The 21,092-nt window shown below is 23.8% G+C and carries 18 protein-coding genes; 3 read left to right on the forward strand and 15 right to left on the reverse strand.

What is annotated here, in order from left to right:
* Position 1: 1 nt before the first annotated feature.
* Both B9N70_RS05125 and B9N70_RS05130 read right to left on the reverse strand, forming a co-directional pair.
* Complete coding sequence (locus B9N70_RS05125; protein ID WP_157101745.1) at positions 2–2,389, reverse strand: hypothetical protein; 2,388 nt, start codon at positions 2,387–2,389, stop codon at positions 2–4.
* A gap of 4 nt (positions 2,390–2,393) precedes the next feature.
* A complete protein-coding gene (locus B9N70_RS05130; protein ID WP_085114726.1) occupies positions 2,394–3,026 on the reverse strand; it encodes a DUF4956 domain-containing protein in 633 nt (210 codons plus the stop codon).
* A 114-nt stretch (positions 3,027–3,140) separates the two neighbouring features.
* Here B9N70_RS05130 and B9N70_RS05135 point away from each other — a divergent pair, with 114 nt between their 5' ends.
* Positions 3,141–4,997, forward strand: coding sequence for a sugar phosphate nucleotidyltransferase (locus B9N70_RS05135; protein ID WP_085114727.1), 1,857 nt, complete (start codon positions 3,141–3,143; stop codon positions 4,995–4,997).
* Here the strand turns inward: B9N70_RS05135 and B9N70_RS05140 are convergent.
* Genes B9N70_RS05140 through B9N70_RS05180 form a run of 9 tightly spaced genes read right to left on the reverse strand, consistent with a single transcriptional unit; the run spans position 4,994 to position 15,092 of the window.
* Positions 4,994–6,076, reverse strand: coding sequence for a WavE lipopolysaccharide synthesis family protein (locus tag B9N70_RS05140; protein ID WP_172819956.1), 1,083 nt, complete (start codon positions 6,074–6,076; stop codon positions 4,994–4,996). The genes B9N70_RS05135 and B9N70_RS05140 overlap by 4 nt on opposite strands.
* 1 nt (position 6,077) lies before the next feature.
* Positions 6,078–6,983, reverse strand: coding sequence for an NAD-dependent epimerase/dehydratase family protein (locus B9N70_RS05145; RefSeq protein ID WP_172819957.1), 906 nt, complete (start codon positions 6,981–6,983; stop codon positions 6,078–6,080).
* Positions 6,980–7,675 carry a sugar phosphate nucleotidyltransferase gene (locus tag B9N70_RS05150; protein WP_085114730.1) on the reverse strand — a complete coding sequence of 232 codons (696 nt, stop codon included), beginning with the start codon at positions 7,673–7,675 and terminating at the stop codon, positions 6,980–6,982. The genes B9N70_RS05145 and B9N70_RS05150 overlap by 4 nt, the downstream gene beginning before the upstream one ends.
* A gap of 5 nt (positions 7,676–7,680) precedes the next feature.
* Positions 7,681–8,760 carry a CDP-glucose 4,6-dehydratase gene (rfbG, locus tag B9N70_RS05155; protein WP_085114731.1) on the reverse strand — a complete coding sequence of 360 codons (1,080 nt, stop codon included), beginning with the start codon at positions 8,758–8,760 and terminating at the stop codon, positions 7,681–7,683.
* Entirely contained in the window at positions 8,744–10,078 is a 1,335-nt protein-coding gene (locus B9N70_RS05160; protein ID WP_157101746.1) for a hypothetical protein, read from the reverse strand. The genes rfbG and B9N70_RS05160 overlap by 17 nt, the downstream gene beginning before the upstream one ends.
* A 1-nt stretch (position 10,079) precedes the next feature.
* On the reverse strand, positions 10,080–11,000 hold the full coding sequence (locus B9N70_RS05165; RefSeq protein ID WP_172819958.1) for an NAD-dependent epimerase/dehydratase family protein: 921 nt from the start codon (positions 10,998–11,000) through the stop codon (positions 10,080–10,082).
* Between the two features lie 14 nt (positions 11,001–11,014).
* On the reverse strand, positions 11,015–11,755 hold the full coding sequence (locus B9N70_RS05170) for a 3-deoxy-manno-octulosonate cytidylyltransferase (protein WP_085114734.1): 741 nt from the start codon (positions 11,753–11,755) through the stop codon (positions 11,015–11,017).
* The gene (locus B9N70_RS05175) at positions 11,755–13,371 is read right to left on the reverse strand and encodes a hypothetical protein (protein WP_085114735.1); all 1,617 of its coding nucleotides are present in this window, start codon (positions 13,369–13,371) and stop codon (positions 11,755–11,757) included. The genes B9N70_RS05170 and B9N70_RS05175 overlap by 1 nt, the downstream gene beginning before the upstream one ends.
* A 23-nt stretch (positions 13,372–13,394) precedes the next feature.
* The gene (locus B9N70_RS05180; RefSeq protein WP_085114736.1) at positions 13,395–15,092 is read right to left on the reverse strand and encodes an ATP-binding cassette domain-containing protein; all 1,698 of its coding nucleotides are present in this window, start codon (positions 15,090–15,092) and stop codon (positions 13,395–13,397) included.
* Between the two features lie 174 nt (positions 15,093–15,266).
* Here B9N70_RS05180 and B9N70_RS05185 point away from each other — a divergent pair, with 174 nt between their 5' ends.
* On the forward strand, positions 15,267–16,421 hold the full coding sequence (locus tag B9N70_RS05185; RefSeq protein WP_157101747.1) for a hypothetical protein: 1,155 nt from the start codon (positions 15,267–15,269) through the stop codon (positions 16,419–16,421).
* 21 nt (positions 16,422–16,442) lie between these two features.
* On the opposite strand, the gene B9N70_RS05190 is transcribed toward B9N70_RS05185, so the two are convergent.
* Positions 16,443–17,582, reverse strand: a complete 1,140-nt coding sequence (locus B9N70_RS05190; protein WP_085114738.1) for an LA_1612 family putative O-antigen biosynthesis protein — start codon at positions 17,580–17,582, stop codon at positions 16,443–16,445.
* A 104-nt stretch (positions 17,583–17,686) separates the two neighbouring features.
* Between B9N70_RS05190 and B9N70_RS05195 the strand changes: the two genes are divergently transcribed.
* Positions 17,687–18,388, forward strand: a complete 702-nt coding sequence (locus B9N70_RS05195) for an acetyltransferase (RefSeq protein ID WP_085114739.1) — start codon at positions 17,687–17,689, stop codon at positions 18,386–18,388.
* Here the strand turns inward: B9N70_RS05195 and B9N70_RS05200 are convergent.
* Genes B9N70_RS05200 through hisF form a run of 3 tightly spaced genes read right to left on the reverse strand, consistent with a single transcriptional unit; the run spans position 18,385 to position 21,079 of the window.
* Positions 18,385–19,551, reverse strand: coding sequence for an N-acetyl sugar amidotransferase (locus B9N70_RS05200; protein ID WP_231909379.1), 1,167 nt, complete (start codon positions 19,549–19,551; stop codon positions 18,385–18,387). The genes B9N70_RS05195 and B9N70_RS05200 overlap by 4 nt on opposite strands.
* 59 nt (positions 19,552–19,610) lie before the next feature.
* Entirely contained in the window at positions 19,611–20,240 is a 630-nt protein-coding gene (hisH, locus tag B9N70_RS05205) for an imidazole glycerol phosphate synthase subunit HisH (RefSeq protein ID WP_085114741.1), read from the reverse strand.
* Entirely contained in the window at positions 20,237–21,079 is an 843-nt protein-coding gene (gene hisF, locus B9N70_RS05210) for an imidazole glycerol phosphate synthase subunit HisF (protein WP_085114742.1), read from the reverse strand. Before hisF ends, hisH begins: the two co-directional genes overlap by 4 nt.
* Positions 21,080–21,092 lie beyond the last annotated feature (13 nt).

Here is a 21,092-nt window from a genome sequence, read left to right on the forward strand (position 1 = left end):
TTTAAAAAGGTATTATTCCATATTTATAATAGTGATTTATTGATGTATTTATAACCTTTTCTGCCTCTAACTTTTCATCATAGCGAATAAATTTAACTAAATTTTTCTCTGATTGGATTTGATAATTATTCTTTTCAAAGATATTTTCATTATTGTAATTACTGTTTATTTCTTCTATTTTGGAGAAGTTATCTAATTTACTCCTTTTAAAATAATTCTTGCACTCAATATTTTTAATTTTTATTAAACTGCCAAAAAATTCCTGTTTTTTATTATAAGCAGCCAAACAAAATTCAACGTTTTCAACAGTGGCTCTATCAATTACTGTCTCTGAACTATCTTTGGAAGCTATGCCTATATTTGAGTTATAAATTAAAATTTTTTCTAAATTTAAAGTTGATTGCTCTCCTACAGATAATCCCTTATCACCACACTCATTGAGCTTAACAGATTCAAAATTATATTTTCCATCACTCAAATCAAAGCAATCATTTAATGCATAGGAAATATCAATGATCGAAGCATTTATTTCTGAAAAATCAACATCCAAAGCATCAGCAAAAGCGTTTTTTATGTAAATAGAATCAATATTTCCTTTAGAATTAAGAATATTGAGACTATCTTCACACTCACCATTATTTATTTCAAATGAAACATTTTTAAATGTAGATCTATAAATTGTTAAACAGCCTGTTAGACCAAATTGATTAAATCTTTGTTTTGAAAAAAATTTTTCATTATCATTTTTTTCTAATCCGATAAATCTAATTTTCCAATTATTCAAGTCAGCTGAGTCAATTAACACCCAATCTTTACTTTGAGATTGTGTGAATGAGATAGATTTATTTGACTTATCTATACTAATTTTTATACCTGGAGATGCTGCAATTTTACCTGAAAATTCAGAAATCTCTCTTGAAAAAAAATTTGTATCTATTTCAAGACTCTTGGATTGAATTAATGTAACTCTCTCTTTACCATGTAAATTATTAGAAATTATATCTTTCATTTCTTTTTCATCAATAACTTTTGAATTTCCATTAAAATAATCTAATACAAACTTTTCATTATCAATTTTAACATCTGAAACTAACAACTGAGAAACTTGATTTTCTTTTTGAAATTCAGTGTATGAATTAATTTTATTTTTGATTTTTTTTTTATCTTTTACTCGAGAAGATGATGTTATTAATTCTTCAATTTTAACTAAATTTGATTTATAAACTTTTATAGCTAAATTAAAAAACTCCGCAGCATCATTTTCTGGAATATTTACTCTTTTGATAAACTCAATTTTTAAATCTTTGAAATCAACAATTTCATTAATTTGACTTGACCAATTAAAGTTAAAAGACCTTGAAAGTAGATTTTGAATTATATCTCTAGATTGATGTCCCATGTGGTTATTTTTAAGATCAATAAAATCCACATCGCCATCATAATATATGGGAATAAATTCTGATGTAATTGAGTTATAATAAAACTTTCTATTGTGCGGTCTTAGTCCGTGAGACCCATTCATAGCCAACAACATTAAATCAAATTTTACAAAATTATCCAAACTTTCTTTATTTGGCTCTAATTTTACACCCCAAGTCCCCTGAGGTTGATCTTGTAGTGTTGCTGCATAAGTTAAATACATAGATTGTACTTTAGAATAAGCGCTAAGTGAAATTATTTGAGAAGATGGTCCTTTTAAAAACCAATTTCCATTAACTAGTCTTGATAATGCCAAAGGTTCTAGAAAAAATTTATCATATTTTTTGAATGACCAAAGAAGTGTTTCATCTCCCTCAAAAATTGCACCCTCTCTTTTGAAATTTCTTTCCAATAATTCTTTTTTTGCATTTTCTTGAAAAATCATAATAGACTTAGTGCCATTGATTAGTGTTGAAACTTCAAAAGTTTCAGGGGCAATAAAACCACTATTTTTCAAAATTAAAGATGCAAGAATCTCATTTTTTCCATTTCTAGTCTCGGGTATAAGCAATTTAAAATGAGTTGCTCGAAGAATATTTCCTTTATCTAATTTTACATCAAGAGATTGTAATAATTTTCCTCCATTTAAAAACTTAATATGATCTTTTCTATCACCACTTTGACGGATTTTTGCTAAATATTTACATTCACCAAAATTATAATTTACTGTTAAGTTTGCCTTAAACTTTTTTTTTAAATCTGATGGTATGACATCTCCTTTTGAAGTAAGTATTTTAAATGAATTTCTCATATATTTTCCACTTTTTGGAATTTTAATATTTATGAAATTAATATTTTTTGGATTTTTTAGCTCATTTAAAAATTCAGAAGTTTTAAAATCACAGTTAGACTCTGCGTTCATTTGAAAACTTAACATCAACGATGTTAATACAATAAAAAAACGAAGCATTTTCTTATTTATTTAATTGAGAAGATATTATTTTATTATTAGAGCTTATAGATTTTTCTAATTCTTGTAAATTTTTAAAATCAGATGATGCAAAAATATATGTGGTTTGTTCATCACTGAATGTTTTGGACTTTAAGTCTTCATGATTATTTAAATTGTCTAACTCACTTTTAGTGACGATCATTAATGTTGACATTGAATTTCCTTCAGAAAATGAACTAACGAAAAAAGGAGTTTGCGAAAAAAATTTATTTATCTTATTCAAAGAATAAAGAACTATACTGACCAATGTAACAGCTCCTATAAATAAGATAAGCCACGGTAGAGATACTGATGCCGCTATACCCATAGTAATTGCTCCAAAATACACAGATAATTCAAGAGGAGATCTAACTGGATTTCTGAAACGCACAATTGATAGAGCTCCCACCATACCTAGTGACAAAGCAATATTTCCTGAGATTACACTGGTAATTACATAAGTAAGAATTGGTAATAACATCAATGTAGACGTGTGAGCTATTGTCTTTATCCAGGATTGTCCAACAATCTGTAATAAAATTCTTAGATATAATGAGGCGAATAACAGAGTAACAACTATGTAGATTTTATTTAGATTGTTTAAAATAAATTCCATAATATATCTTTCTTAATATATTTTAATGAAATTTAAAACATCAGTTTTAAGTTTATTTATAACTTAAATACTGTTGAAGTAATAAAATTTTTGTTTATCTAATATATCAAAGTAATGATTATTATAATTCCTCTTGGTGGTATTGGTAAGAGATTTTCTGACTTAGGTTACAATGATCCTAAACCACTTGTAAAAGTTTTAGGAAAGGAAATAATATTTTGGGTCTTGGATAACCTGCGACTAAAAAAGAAAGATAAACTTTATATTGTATATAATAATCAATTGGAAAAATTTAGTTTTGAAGAGCATTTTGCAAAATATCCAAATATAAATTTTTTAAAACTAGACCACAATACTCATGGCCCAGTAGAAACAATTTATAAATTAACTAGTATTTTAGAAAAAAACTCAAAAAATGAAGGTCTTTTAATTTTAGACGGAGATACATTTTATAAAAAAAATATTATTAACCTAATTGATAAAAATGTTCATACTGTTTTTTATCATAAGACTAAAATTAAAGAACCAATTTTTTCGTATGTAAAACTAAATAAAAATAAAATTTACAAAATAGTTGAAAAAAAGAAAATTAGTAACAATGCAAATACAGGTGCTTATTTTTTTAACAATATTAAAAAATTTAATGCATATTCTAAATCTGCGCTAAAAAAAGATAAAAGAATTTATGTATCAGATATTTATAATTTATTATTAAAAAATAAAGAAACTATAAAAGGGATTGAAATCAAAGAAAAAGAGTTTGACTGTCTCGGAACACCGAAGCAAGTAATAGATTTTAGTAAGAAAAATAAAGTAGAAAAAAAAAGGTTTTGTTTTGATCTAGATAATACATTGGTAACATATCCTAAAGTAAAAGATGATTACAATACTGTAAAACCAATTATTAAAAATATCAAATTTTTAAATTTTCTTCATTCACAGGGACACTATATAATTATTTATACTGCCAGAAGAATGAGAACTCACAATGGAAATATAAAAAAAGTGAAAAAAGAAATAGAAAATTTGACCTTAAACCAATTAAAACTATTTAAAATTAGATATGACGAGCTCATACTAGGTAAGCCTTATGCAAATTTTTACATAGACGATTTATCAATCAACCCAATAGAAAATCTTAATACTAAACTTGGTTACTACGAAACAAAGGATTATTTGACAAGAAATTTTAATGAAGTCATTGTGGGTGAAAAATTTACAATAAAAAAATCATCAAATATAAATAAATTGAATAGTGAAATAAATTTTTTACAAAAAATACCCTCTAAAATAAAAAAATTTTTTCCTAAAATTAAAGAGACTGGTAAAAATTTTTATAAAATGGATACTGTAGATGGGTTAAAACTTTCATATTTATTAGTAAATAATTTATTAACTAAAGAAGATCTTACAAATTTATTTAAAAAACTAAACTTCATTCATAAATCAAAAACTTTGAGAAGCCAAAATTTAATTAACATTTATGATAATTATTCAAATAAGTTTAATCTAAGAACCAAAAATCTAAGAAAATATAAAAAAAAATACTTAAACAAACTAAATGAATATTTAAAAGATTATGAAAATTTTAACAAGGGAAAGGTTGGTGTTATTCATGGTGATCCAGTTTTATCAAACATAATTAAAAAAAATAATAGTGATCTTATTTTTTTAGATCCAAGAGGGAGTTTAGGTAAAAAATTTACAATTTTTGGTGATATAAACTATGATTTTGCTAAGATTTATCAAAGCCTAACTGGTTACGAATATATCATTTTGGACAAGAAAATAGACCAAGCATATTTAAGTGAACTTAAAAACCATTTTGAAAAACTTGTATTGGATAACAAACAAATAGATAATATTGAAACTTTAAAGATTCTAACATCGAGTCTTTATTTTACATTAATCAATTTTCATAATAAAAAATATACTTCAAAATTTTTAGATATAGCCTGTAAACTAATTTAGAAAATTTTTTTAGATATTTGATTGTTTTTTTTATCTAAAACAAATCTTTCTTTATAATCAATTGCTTTCAAGTTAAGTTTAAACTCATTATATAATGAAAGCCATTCACTAAATTCTATAGACCTAGAAGATTTATATAGATAATTTTTGACGAATCTTTGTTCAAAATTCCAGTCATATTTATGCCAAAACAAATCAATACTGTAAACATCAACTATGCCAAAATATTTTGATAAACATTCCCACCAATGTTCTAATGTCCAATCTAATTGGACGCCTTTATTCTTTAAATATCTTGCACATAATAAAATTTCACTCATTACTGCAGTTTCGTTTATAATTCTTTTAAAGGAGTAATTTTTTAGAATATCTTCTTCAGTCTCATCTTTAAAGTAAAGTTCGATTTCTTCTGTTTTACTAAATAGCATTATATCTGTTAGACCATAAATCCTATATTTACATGTCGCAACATTTGAAGCAAATATTCGTGAATTCATCGAGTCTTGAGAAATAAAGGTTTTTTGTAGACTTAAAAAATATGACTTAAGATTTGGCTTACATATCCTACAATCAGTTCTTGTTTTTAAAATACTTTTGATACCTTCATCTTTTAAAATTTTAATTGCACTACTTGTAGATTTAATCTGATAATTTATATTTGCAAAACCGGGTACTTTTGGTTTTTCAAGTTCTGAAATCTTAATGTATTCATCATTAAATAATTTTTTAGAAAAAGAATTTTTCCACGTTGAAACTACTATCAAAGTTTTAGGAAAAATATTTTTGTAAATCTTAAGTGTTTCTCTCAGAAAGTTAAGCTCATTTTTACTACTTATCGGTCCTTGTATAATTATTCCAAATTCTTTTTTGTTAATTTCTTCAGTTGAAACTAGTTTAAAATTCTCTGAGTATTTTGGCCTTATGGTATGAGAAATATAGTTAGATCTTGAATATGATGCGATAAAATCTAATCCTTTATTAGCAAGGGGCAAACCTGAAACTTTTTTTGAAAAATTCAAAATAATATTATATTTTAAATAATTAAAAAAATTAATTTTTTTTAAGATTTTTTTTATCACTTTATTCTTTAAAATACTTGATAGTTATAGATAGTCCTTTTTCAAATTTTACTGTTGGTTTCCAATTTATTAAATTTTTTGCCTTTTCTATACTTGGATAATATTCAAAAGATTCGTCTTTTCTCAATTTAATTTTTCCAAACATTGGCTTACCAGAATTTAAATAATCTCTGATCATGAGTATTACTTTTTTTACTCTTAAATTTTTATTAGATCCAATATTTATTATTTCACCGTTAGCTTTTTTTTTGGTCAATGTTTTAAAAATTGCCTTAACAAAATCCTCCACAAATAAGAAATTTCTCAATTGAGTACCAGATGAACATGCAAATTCATTATTTTTAATACTTTTTGATATTATAAAAGGTATCAATCTATTTATCTTTTGTCCTGGCCCATAAACTAAATATGGTCTTAATATTGTTACTGGGAAAAGATTTTCTTTAAAAGCTTTTAAACAATATTCAGTACTTAATAACTTTGATTTTGCATAAATACTTTTTAATAAACTAATTTTTTGAATAGCGATTTTTTCTTTATGAGGAGATCTTGTTTTACCATATTCAAGACTACTTCCTATTTGAATAAACTTTTTAATTTTTCTTTTTTCATAAAAATTTACTAAATTTTTACATCCTAAGAAATGGCTTTTATATGTTTTGTTTTTATTTGTATGATCTACATATCCTCCAAAATTTACAACGAAGTCTACATCAAAATTAAGTTTTTTATTTATTGCATTAATATTAGTAATATCACAAGTAATATATTTAACGTCTTTTATTGATTTAAATTCTGTTTTTTTAGTTGAAACACTGATCACTTTATATTTTTTTTTTATAGCTTCATTACATACATGAGATCCAAGAAAACCTGTACCACCAATAACTAAGATTTTTTTTTTCAAAATTTTAATTTTTTTTCTAATAAAAGTTTTTCTAAAATTTCTTTGTCTCTAACGGTATCCATGCATTGCCATATTTTTTTATGCTGAAATGCTTTTAACTGCCTTTTTTGTGATAATTTTTGAAGAGGCTCTTTCTCAAAAAATGTTTGATCAGATTTAATTAAAGGGAAAATTTCTGGCTCTAAAACAAAAAAACCACCATTTATCCACCCCTCATCAAGACTAGATTTCTCTCTAAATAATATAACATTATTTTTTTGGTTTAATTTAATTTTACCAAATCTTGCTGGTGGCCTGACTGCCGTGAGTGTTGCTATTTTTTTATTTTTTATATGAAAATTTAAAAGACTTTTTAAATTTACATCACTTAAACCATCACCATATGTCATAAAAAATCTTTCATTCCCAATATGTTTCTTTAACCTTTTTAATCTTCCACCAGTCATGGTTTTCTGGCCAGTTTCAATAAGTTTCACGTCCCATGGGAAATTATTTTTTTTAAAAAAATTCTTTAGAACAATACCTTTATACCCGATAGCAACATAAAAGTTTTTGAAACCATAATTATAAAAATGTTTCATAATATAGTAAATTATAGGTTTTCCTTTTAATGGTATCATTGGTTTTGGGATCAATTTTGTATACTCTGATATTCTTGTTCCAAGCCCACCAGCTAAAATAACTACTTTCATATTATTTATTTCAGAATTTCATTAAATTTTTTAATCTGATCGATTGATAGTTCGTAAGTATCTATTTTTTTTTCATAAAAATTTTTATACCAATTAGTCGTATATTCTATTACTTCTTCAAACTTTAAAATTGGCTTCCATCCTAATTTAGTAATTGCTTTACGTGAATCAAGATTTAGTAAAACAGACTCTTTTTGATTATTATTTTTTTTATATTTCCAATTGGCTTTTTTCCAATTTTTTTTCATTAAAGAAATAACTTCTTTTACCTTATGGTTCTTATTGTGATCTGGGCCAAAATTAAAAACTTCATGATTAAGTTTTTCATGAATTGATAAAAAGTAAGATAAAGTTAAATAGCCATAAACAATATCAATAACATGCTGCCATGGCCTTGTTGAGTTGGGCTGTCTAATATTTACATTTTTCGATTTTGACCATGATTTAACACAATCTGGAATCAACCTGTCACTTGACCAATCGCCACCTCCAACCACATTGCCAGCTCGTGCAATTGCTAACCGAATATTTTTTTTGTTAAAAAAATATGATTTTATGTAGGATTGAACTGCTAGATCAGCTGAACTTTTTGAACAACTATAAGGATCATGTCCACCTAAAACACTATTCTCATTATAAGGTTTTTTAGTTTCTAAATTCTTGTAAACCTTATCACTAGTAATAAAAACTACTGTACATTTTTCCTTATAAGCTCTTAAAATTTCTAGTAAATTTATTGTACCAACCAAATTAGTTGACCAGGTATCTAATGGATTAGAATAAGATCTTTTCACTAGTGACTGAGCGGCAAGATGAAAAATGAATTTTGGCTTTTCTTTAATTATTATTTTTCTTAATTTTTCAATGTTTCTCACATCACAAAAATAATCTTTAATATTAATTCTTTTTTTTATCAATTGATAATGAGATGGTGAACTTATAGATCCATTAGATACACCAATTAATTTTGCCCCTAAAAATCTAAGCATCAAGACTAGCCATGAGCCTTTGAATCCAGTATGTCCAGTAACTAAAACTTTTTTTCCTGAATATCTTTTACTCAATTTCTTAAAGTTTATAGCCATATATTTTTTTGTTTTTATTATTTTTTCCTAATTTTATTAATTTACCCTTTTTTTTTAATTTGTAAGTGAATACATTATTATATAATTTTTTTACAATAATATTTCTCCAAAATTTTTCAGAATAAACATCTAAGACAGGAAACTCACATATTTGTATTACTTTAACTCCTCTTTCTAGAGCCTCAATAATCGCTCCTGTGGATCCAATAAAAATAGATAAATCTCTTCTATTATTCTTTTTTTTTATCTTTTCTTTCTTTAATATACTTTTTAAATTTTGTTCAAAATTAATAATTTTTTTTTCTTTAGCAGAAAATGGATGTTTCTGGATTTCTATATCTTTAAGACAAAATTCATTGGAATTTATAATCTTTCTTAATGAACTAATTACGCTAGATGAGTTTCTAATTGTCATTGGAAAATAGATTTTATTACTCATTGAAATTTTTTTATACTTTAAAAATCTAGTAGATGGTCTTACCTTTATAATTTTTTTTGGCCAATTAAGAAATTTGTTGAAACAGTATAATTGATCATCACCATTAACAATAATCTCATCTGGACTAAATTTTCTATAAATATAGTTTGATGGAAAAGATAAAGGTGGTGCATGAATATATCCTATTATTTTAGTTTTAAATTTTTCAGTTTTTAAATAGTGGATGATTTTATTTTGAAATGGTTGACATTCGAATGGGAAAAATATTTTTTTTATGTTAGGTGTCAAATAAGGTTTAACTATATTAAAAAAATTTTCTGCGAAAAAAGAAAAGTTTGCAATACTATGAAGGTATAAATTAGGATTTTTATAATTAATTGTTTTATTCAATAAAAAATGGGTAAATCTAATGATGTTTATATTGGTTCTAATAGTTTGATAAAGTATAATGTTATTGTTTATTTTTTTTGGTAAAAATTTATCTAAGTATATTACTATCCATAAAGTATTTTTCGAATATTTAGAGTTAACATTAAAAAATTTATCATCAAGTGAACCATCATTTCTAAAATTATCAAAATTTGCCCACGTAAAAATTATATTATTATAATTAAATTTATCTAAATTTTTGATTACTCTAGGTCCCGAAAAAAAAACACCTGAGAAAGTATTTTTAAATATTTTTGATAAAAGAGAAAATTTATTTATCTTAGTATCTGAAAATTTATATATTTCAGATAAACCAAAAGAATCTGTAAAAGTTGGATAGTATAGATTTTGTGCATCTTTTAAATAAGATTTTCTATTTTCAAAATAATTTATATGATTTTTAATTTTGTTAATTGAATTAATTTTTTTTTTATAAAAATCAGCTTTCATTTCAGCTTGATTTTTTTGCCCAATAATAAAACTTTTCAATACCTTTTTTAATACCTATAAATTTTTTTTTTTTAGTAAGATCAAATATAGACTTATCAGCAAATATTCCAAATTGATCTCCAGGAGTATTATTTTTTATTATCACTTTACTTTTTTTAAAATGTATTTTTCTAAGAAATTGTAAAATTTGCATTATCTTAGTTTTTTGTCCTGTTCCTAAATTTATAATTTTATTATTCATTTTTTTATTTTTTAAAGCTTCAATCCATATATCAACAACATCATCAATATAAATAAAATCTCTAAATCGTTCTGTGCTTCCTTTGACAATTATCTTATTTCTTTTTAGAAGATTTGATAGGTAGATACTTACCATTCCTTGTCTTTGATTTAGTAAATCTTGACCTGGTCCATAAACATTAAACATTCTAAAAATTATATAATTAAAATTATTTGAATTTTTTAGAATATAGTCTTCTGAAAGTTTTTTATGTAAACCATAATATGATAATGGTTTACAGTAATCTTTAATTTTTGCTTTATTTGTAGTATTTCCATACACAGACATTGAACTTGCATAAAAAAAATTTTTTATAGAATTTTTTTTTGCATAATTAATTAAATTATAAGTTGTTTTAAAATTTCTATCTAAATCATCTAATGGATCATCAAAACTCTTCTCGCCAGAGGATTGTCCAGCTAAATGAAATATGTAATCAATTTTTTTTGGTAAATTAGATATTCTTTTTTTTTTAGATAGATCAATTTTGATAAACTTTGTTTTTTTTGTTATATTTTTTTTTGAGCCAGAGGAAAAATCATCACAGCCAATCACAGAATAGTTGTTTTCAACAAGCTTAGCGCAGATCTTGCTGCCAATAAAACCTGCTGCACCTGTAACTAAAATTTTTTTTTTTTTCAAAATATTATCTAATATTATATTCTATATTTTTTTGACTTAATAATTTTTTCAGCTTTTTTGATATCACTTTTTTCATCTACAGCTACTGATGCAGAGTTTAGTTTTATCATTTTAATCTTAATATTATGTTCAAAAAATCTTAAAATCTCAATATCCTCTATTTTTTCTAATTCTCCTTTTTTGCCTTTCGAATAAAATGTTTTTAATTCAATTTTATTAAACGCATAAATACAAACTTGTTTAAAGTATTTTATTTTTAAATTTTTTTTTTTTGAACCTGGAATTGCTAATCTTGATATATATATTAACTCACTTTTTTCATTAATAACAACTTTTGGTAAATTAACATTAAATGGATTTTGTAATTTGTGGATTCTATCATAACCACATATTACATGATTAGGAAATTTAATTTTCGCCTTTATGATTTTTTTAATGTCTTTTGGATTAATTGTGGGCTCATCACCTTGTACATTAATAAAAATATCTGACTTAATTTTTTTTGATGCTTCTGCTACTCTATCTGTGCCAGTTAGACATTTCTTAGAAGTCATTATAAATTTATATCCATTCTCACTCACTTTTTTAGAAATTCTTTTGTCATCTGTTGCTATAAATAAATCATCTTTTTTAACAACTTTTTTGCATATATCAGCTACTCTTAAGATCATTTCTCTTCCTAAAATTTTTACTAATGGCTTGCCAGTATATCTTCTTGATCCATATCGAGCTGGAATGACAATGCAAAATTTCATCATCTAATTTGATTAATATTTATCTTTTTCACACTTAGCTTAGTAGGTGTCAAAGATGCGAAACGTACATTTTTTTTTGAATACATCTTTTTCATTGAATTAATCATCTCAAAACTTGTGTCTTGGTTTGGTTCATCTTTTGAATATCCATCAAACCCAGCCAAAAAAATATTTTCAAAGTTTTTAGATATTAAAAAACCTACTGTATAGATCAATGCTAAAGGACTTTTAATAGTGATATAATTTTTATTTATGCTGGTTGATTTATTTATCTTAATTCCATAATCTATAATAAGGTTTTTATCAAAATAATTTCTTATATTTTTTGCCAAACAAGAATATGGTATTAATAAATTCTTTCTTAATCTTTTAAAATAATTTAAATTTGAAAGTATATTTATAGGATGACAAAAAGCTCTAATATCAACTAACTGATCATCAATTATTTTTGTTTTATTAAGACAAATTACTAATAATTTTGAATTTTTTATTTTTTTTATTAATTGTGGTTTAATTTTTTCAATAGATTTACCTTTTCCAAGAATTATGGCTTGTTTATTATCTTTATCATCAAAAATACTGCTTTCATTTTTAATTTTGATCTTCTTATTAAATTCATAAATCTTAAACGCAGACATTAGTGTAAATGGATTAAATGTCTTCGCAGTTTTATTTTTTAGATAATTAATCGCACTTATATAATCATTTTTTTTATAACGTTTATCTGATAGCATTGTTTGAATATAAGTAGGATGTATTTTATATTTTCCTGATAATCTATAATAATGATTTGTACCCCAATTATATTTTCTTTTTAATTTTAAAAACTTTGACAAAAGTTTTTTAATAGCTTTATTTGCAGATTTATTTTTTTTAATAAAAAATTTTATCAATTCCTCTGTTTTTGTATTACCTGGCCCTCTACCCATGCCCGTAATTGTGCAATCGAGCCAATTCAAACCAATTTTATTAGCATACAAAGTATTTTCTAAAGCCAAAGATTGATTGTCGTGCGCATGAATGCCCAAATCATATGGCCAATTTTTTTTAAATTTTTTTACTATTTGTTTTATATGGTTTTTTTTTAACGAACCCAAACTATCAGCAATATATAAACATTTAAAAAATTTTTTTGAATAATTGCAAATTTTATATATTGATTGAGAATTTATCTCACTAATTTGCATTATATTTACAAATAAATTAATATTTTTATGTTTCCTTAAAATTTTAATATACTTTTCTATTTTAAAAACTTCGTCAAAATGACAAGCAATTCTGATAAAGGATAAATTTTTATCTTTTAAATCATTTAAGATTTTTACTTTTTTTGCCTCTTCACTTTTATTAGCATAATTAATTAAATCAGAAGCATTAATCATTATTCCAAAATTAATATTTTTAGGAAAGGAAAAATTTTTAAAAAAATTATTATCGCAATTTGCTGTTAAACCTTTTTTTTTGTCTACAGGTAAAAATAAAAAGCCAATTTCTACAAATTTTATACCTAATTTTGAGATTTCATTAATATAATTTTGAATTTCAGCTTTGGAAAATTGCCAATTATTATAGTACCCACCATCTCTTAATGTACAGTCAATTATATTTGTATTCATTTAAAGATCCATAAAACTTAGTATTAAAATTTCTTGTTTAGGTCTATCAAATTATCACACATTTCAATTATTTTTTTATTATGTGATACAACAATTATTGTCATTCTACTTTTTAAATTCTTTATTGTTTGAAAAATTTTTTTTTCATTTTCATAATCAAGACCAGTGGTAGCCTCATCTAAAACTAAAACTGATGGATTTCTGTATAACTCTCTTGCTATTGCAATTCTTTGCATTTGACCACCTGAAATTTTAGATCCCCTTTCACCAATATTTGTATCTTTTCCCTCTGGTAAATTTTCCACAAACTTAAGTAAATTTGCATTTTCCAATGCCATAGATAATTTCTCGTTACTAATACTCTCTTCTCCAAAAGCAATATTTTCTTTCAAGCTTGCGTCTAATAAGAAAATATTTTGAGAAACATACCCTAAAAATTTTTGCCATTTTAAAACATTTTTGTGTATATCAAAGTTGTTTGAATAGACATTACCTTTATCTGGTGTCAGCAATCCAAGCAAAATATTGACCAATGTGGACTTACCTGAACCACTCTCACCACATATTCCAAAAATAGAATTTTTATGAATTTTGAAATTTAAACTTTTAAATATTTCATTTTTTCCATAAGAAAAGTTTAAATTTTTGCAAATTATATTACCGTTATAAATATCTATGTTATTATCATTTTCTTTTTTATTTCTAGAAACTAAATTTTTTTGTATAAGTTCATTAGAAATTAGATTTAATGATGGTTTGAAACTTTCAACTTGTTGCAAGTAACTATTTAATTTAACAAAACCTGGCAATAATCTCAAACCTGCAGCTAAATACACTACTAATAACGGAACTACCGATTGAATTTCTTTAGTTTCTGAAAAATTGGATATTATTATTATTGTTAAAATTACAATAAAAAAAAGTTCGATTAAAAATCTTGGAGCTTCTTGAATTGTGTTTGATTTATAGGCAGATTTTACAAATGATCTAATGTTAAAACTAAAGATATCTTTAAAAAAAAATTCAGATTTTTTTAATTTTATATCTTTGATAGTTCCAAAAATTTCCTGCAAGTTTTTTAAAATTCTTGCAGAAGATTTTTGTCTGACTGTGCCAAAATTATAAACTAATTTTTTGGTAAAAAAATAATAAATTGACGTAAAAATAAAAAAAAAACAAATCAAGATAAAAGATGTCTTAAAATCAATTACTAAAATTAATATCGCAATAGTAGTAAAAATAAACAATTCGACAAATATTTTTAAATAACAAAAAGTCATTTGAGACAAATTTTTTGTCTCAAAAACTATATTTCTTATTAAATCTGAAGATTTTTGATTAACAAAAAACAAATAATTATTATTTAAATATTTTTCTAAAAGTTGTTCACTAAGAACTTTATAAATATTTTGAGAAAATTTATTTGTCCAATATGAAAAAGCTATTAGGTATAAAGTCTTTAAAAAAAATAGAACCACTACAAATATTATTGTAGCTAGTAAAATTTGATTTTTAATAAAATATTTTTCAGCGTAGTCTAAAAAATCATTTATTAAATCAAATGATGTCTCTCCGCTAATTATTATTTCTGCAATTGGAATTAAAAATGTTAAACTAATTAATTCAAAAAACGTTGCAACAAGCAATAAAACAATAAATATATATAATTGTGATTTAATATTATTAGGTAAAATTTTATATAATTTATTAATACTATGCATTTTTAAATACTACTTTAATCTAATTTACTATTACAAATACAAATTATAAGGCATAAATATGATGATAATTTAAAACCACAGAATAATTTTATTTTAATTTTTTTATACTTTTAAAAAATTATAATGCGAGTAAATATTCCTAACACATTCTTTAAAACTAATAAATTATATAAATTGAAAAAAATTGTCTTTTTAACCTCTCAACCACTTGATCAAAGAAATTTCTATAGATTTGGGTTAGATATATTTATTAAGCATAATTGGAATATTATTTACTGTCACTTTAATGTAACAAATAATTCGAACAAAATATTTGAAAATAAAAAAAAAGTTAAATCTAAAGATTTAAAAAAACTTAAAAATTATACTATTTCAAATTTTAAAGAACTAAAAAATATTTTAAACAAAATTGAACATGCATATTATGCAGATTTTACAATAGGTAGTTTGTTTAAAATTTATGCTAATTTAAAATTAGAAAAAAAAAATACTCGTTTAATATTTAATATAAATAATTATCCAAACTTGAAAAAAAGTGAATTAAGAAATTTTTTTGATATTTTTAAAAATTTATTACCATTAAAAAGTAATTTTTATAAAATATTAAGATTAGTAATTAATAAGACAAATAATTTTTTTATAAATTATATTTATAAAAAACCTATTTTAGTTTTTTCAGGAAAAGTTTCCTATAATAAAAATCAATATTTGAAAGTAATAAATAATCATGCCATGGATTATGATTTTTTTATTAAAGACTCAGACTCAAAAATTGAAACTCAATCTATAGTATTTATTGATGCATATCTTGAAAATCATCCAGATCTTACATTCCTAAAAAAAAAAGTTGTAACAAAAAAAAAATATTTTTCCTCTTTAAGTAATTTTTTTTCAAAAATTGAGGAAAAATTTAACAATAAAGTTATTGTTGCAATTCATCCAAGAGCTCCGTTTGACAAAACAAGATATAAAGAAAATAAAAAATTTTTTTATGATACATATAATTTAATTAAAAAATCGAAATTAGTAATTATGCATGGATCTACTTCTGCTAATTTCGCTTGTATCTTGAAAAAACCAATACTTTTTATATACACCAATGAAATGTCTAAAAACTATCCAAAATCAGTTCATAATATAAAATTTTTTGCTAAAGAATTCGGAACTAAAGCAATTAACATAGATGACAACAAGAATATAAATTTTAAAAGTTATTTAGAAATCAATGAAAAAAAATATGAAGAATATTTTTCAAAATATGTAATGAATAACAAAAAAGATAGTTACTTATTTTGGGAAAAAATTATATTTGAATTAGAAAAAATTTAATTGATTATTAAAAATCCACACTTAGAGGTTTTTAATTATTTTCTTAAATTTTTTGTTGTCGTCATCAAAGTTCATGATTTTTTTTCTAAAAAATTTCAAATTTTTATTCCAATTTTTATTTTTTGATTTTACTACAAAATTGAAAACTCTTTTTATTTCTCCAATATCCAATTTATTAAATGAAGTCCAAAAAATTCCTTTATTTTTCAATTTAGAAAATGCACCAAACCTATATGAAAAAATTGGATTTTTTTTTGACTTAAACATTATAAAACCACCTCTAAAACCTTTAGCCAAAAGTTCACTTGCTAAGGTTGAATAAGTGGTAAAAATGAATCTATACTTTGAAAGTAATTCATAACTGGTTTTATTTTTATCAAGAATAAATTCAAAATTTCCTTTAATTAGTTTTTTATAGAAATTTATCTCCTCTTTTAATGATTGTTCCATTTTTTTAAATTGTGGATTAGTTCGATATCTAGGTAGAATTTTAAATGGAATATTATTTTTTTTAGCCAATTCATACAAATGAAATGCTATGATATCTTCATTTTCACACTTGTTTCTGCTGACGTGACTATAGTTTGAAATAAAAACTATTTCTTTTTTTTTATTTTTTTTATAATTAAATTTATTAAAATTATTCTCAAACGATCCTATTTCAAAAAAATTGCCACTAATTCTTTTAGAATAAAATTTTCTTATTGTCTCATTAAACAAAAAGACATAATCAACATGAAATTTTTTTTTGCTGCCTTTTGGAAAATAATAATTACTATTAGAGATAATTTCTTCAGAATATCCTCTTTGACCCTTTTGCAACATAAGAGTTTTGATTCCAGTTTTTTTACTTAATTTAAAAAAAATTATGTGATAATCAAAAGCAGTTAGTATTAATTTTGGTGAAACATGTCTGATAAATTGATTACAATAATCAAGTACTGAAAACTTAAATTTTAAAAAACATCTAAATAATATATATAAATTTACTTCTTCTCCTCTCCTATATAAGATTGTCATCTCTTTTTTTTTTATATATTTTAAAAAAGGATTATATTCACCATCAACTAAAACAAATTTATTTTTTTTTGGAGGACTAATTTTCCATTTTGCTTTAAAGATATTTCTAAATAGAATTTTTAAATTATTCCTTAATGGCATTTGAGCTAATATAGATAAAAATTTTTATTTTTGGATAATCTAGACTATTTTTTTTTAAAAATAAATTTAAATACCTCTACAAACCACTTATGATATAATAATATATGTTAAAAAAAAAAATAGTCATCTTTGGTAGCAATGATCATTCCAAAGTTATTTTTTCTGAAATAATAAAGTATAAAGAATATAATATTTTAGGATTTATAGACGATTATTCTGAGTATGGAAAAATAATTGTTAATCATAATAATAAAAATTATTTTACGCTTGGAACTACAAATAATTTTTTTGAAAAAGAGAAAAATAAAACTAATAAAAAAAAAACTTCTGATATATTTGGAATTATTGGCATTGGTCACAATTATATAAGAAAAAAAATTGCAAAACAGGTTGCAAAATTAGATAAAGAATTCAAATGGGAAAAAATAATATCAAAAAACTGTATTTTAAATGGAAATGTAGAAATAGGTGAAGGAAGTTTAATTATGCCCGGGGTTGTAATAAATACAGAAACAAAAATTGGAAAACATTGTATTATCAACACATCATCTTCAATTGATCACCATAATTACTTTAAGGATTACTCGAGTTGTGGTCCAGGAGTTATTACAGGTGGAAAAGTCACAATTGGAGAAAATAGCCACTTAGGAATTGGTGCTGTAGTAAAAAATGGTATAATGATAGGAAACGACACAATCATTGGTGGAAATTCTTATGTAAATAAAAATTGCAACAATAGCTCAATTTACTTTGGCAATCCCTCAAAATTAGTCAAAAAAAGAAAGGAGAGCGATAATTACCTTTAATCATCAGTACCATCATTGTTGACATTATGTCTTAAACGCCAAATGTTTTTTTCTTTTTTCCATAAATGAGGTGATCTAAATTTATCACAAATCTTAAAAAAAGTTTCTTCTCTTAAATCTAAAAACTTCATTATCTCAGAAAAATATCTGTCAGGAAATTCACCATCATACTTTTTTACTAAATTTTTGCCTTCCTCTCTTGTTAGATGTTTATTTCTAATTTCCTGACTAGCATCATAAGTGGCTCTTCCAATTCCAAATTTTATAAAAGTAGTATAATAATGTAGATCATCTATTTTATCATCAATACTGTTATATTTACTAAAAGTACCTTGTGTTCTAAACGGTCTAGGGGAAAAACCGGTATTTTTAACAGCGTAATAAAAAGCCTCTTGAGGAATCCATTTTAAATAATAACCTAAATAATGAATTTCAATTTTTTTTTTATTTATCTCTTTATCGCTAATTGGTAAAAAAATTTTTAAATCACTATACTTCAATTTATTTTTTTTTATTAAATCAGATATTTTCAGTCCCGCTAAAAAAATTTTATTATAGTTTTTTACTGCGAAATAGCTTTTCTTTCTCAGAGATGAATTATTTTCAGCAATTGGATTACCATATTCAGCTTCATTTTCTCCATAAAATACAAGGTTAATACCAAATTTAGATGCTATTTTTGGGGCAATATTTTTTTGACCTAAAATAAATGTCTGAAATGGGTGAAGTAAATTTGTTATTGAAAGTTTTGTTAACTCTTTCATAACTTTACCATTTGGTCTAACCACCAAGGCATCAAAACCCCCAATATTAATCCAATTGTTGTAATTATTTAGACCATAATCTGTATAAAGTATGGGAGGCCAAGTCACTATCAGAGGATTCATTTTATACTTATATTTTAAAATATGAGCTTGATATGCACTGTCTTTACCTCCACTACCTGGTACTAAACAATCGTACTCTCCATTTTTTTTTCTATGCTTGGCTAAAAGTTTAATTAATTTTTTTTCTCTTTCTTTCCAATTAATTTTATTTTTAATTTCATTTTGTTTACAAGCATCACAAATACCATCTTGTTGATTAATCTTAAGGTAATTAGCGTTTTTTCTATCTTTAGTATGAAAAAATTCGGATATTGAACCAGGTCTTTGATTGGACATAACGCAATTTCTACAAAATATTATCTTTTTAGGTAAATTATATTTTACTATCATTTTTCTTAACTAATCTTATTTAAAAAATTTTGTATAATCTTTAAACCATTCAAACCACTTTTTTCTGGATGAAATTGAACACCAAATAAATTTTTATACTGAATTGAAGTAGCAACCTTTTTTCCACCAAAATCTATTGTTGAAGTAATATATTTTTTATCTTTAACTTCAACATAATATGAATGTATAAAATAAATTGATGGTCTAACATCAATATCCTTGAATAAGTTGTTATTTTTATTTTTTTTAAAATTTAAATTATTCCACCCAAGATTTGGAACTAATTTAGATGTTTTCAGATCTTTGAGAGACTTAACTTTCCCATCCAATAAATTTAAACCTTTGGTATTTTTAAACTCATTACTTGAACTAAATAACATTTGAAATCCCAAACAAATAGCTAGTATTGGTTTACCTTTTTTAAAAAAATTTTTAATTGTTTTTTCTAAACCTGAGCTTTTCAATTTTTCCATACCAGCTGGAAACGACCCAACACCAGGTAAAATTAAAGCTGAGGAATTCATAATTATATTTTTATCATTAGTAACCTTAGTTTGAAAACCAAGATAATTTAAGGCGCCTATTATGCTTTTAAGGTTATTTATACCTGTGTTTATAATAGAAATATATTTCATAACCTAACGCTAATTCCTTTTTTTTTTAAATATTTTTTGATCGAAGAAATACTAGTTTTTTTAAAATTTGTATTATCTCTATAATTTTTAAGAAATTGAGTGTTACCTTCGCCTTTTGACTCAAATTTAAAATTTTTATCTCTTATTAAAGAATAGTGTAATAATGATGAGATCGCTACTCCTGAAACTTTTTCATATTTTAATACATCGTAAATTTGTTTTTCATTACCTGCTCCACCATGAATTATAAATGGGACTTTTATTTCATCATAAATTAATTCTAATATTTCTTGATCAAATCCATTTCCTATCCCATCGCATGAAACTGAAGTTAAGATTATTTCTCCAACTCCTAGTTGTTGAGCTTCGATAATCCATGGTAATAACTTTTTATTAGATACCTCTCTTCCATAATTGCTTAAACATATGTATTCATCATTAGAATCTTTTATAACTTCTATAGAAAGACAAATATTAGCTGATCCAAATTTTTTACTTGCATCAACTAAAAACTTTGGTTTTTTTATTGCTGCAGAATTTATAAAAACTTTATCAGCACCTGCACTTAAAACTTTTTCAATATCTTTTAGGGATTTAATTCCACCTCCAACTGAGATAGGAATAAATATATCATATGATGTTTTCTCTATTAAATCTAAAAAACTTTTTCTTTCATAAAGACTTGCGACACAATCATGATATATAATCTCATCTGATAAATTTTCATAATATTTTTTTGCAAAATAACTTGGCTCACCTAAAACTCTCAGTCCCTCAAGATTGATACCTTTTACTAAATTGGGGCCTTTTATATCTAATTTAGAAATTATTCTTTTCATATTGCTTTACAAT

Origin of the sequence: Candidatus Pelagibacter sp. HIMB1321 (genome assembly GCF_900177485.1) — a bacterium.
Lineage (GTDB): Bacteria > Pseudomonadota > Alphaproteobacteria > Pelagibacterales > Pelagibacteraceae > Pelagibacter.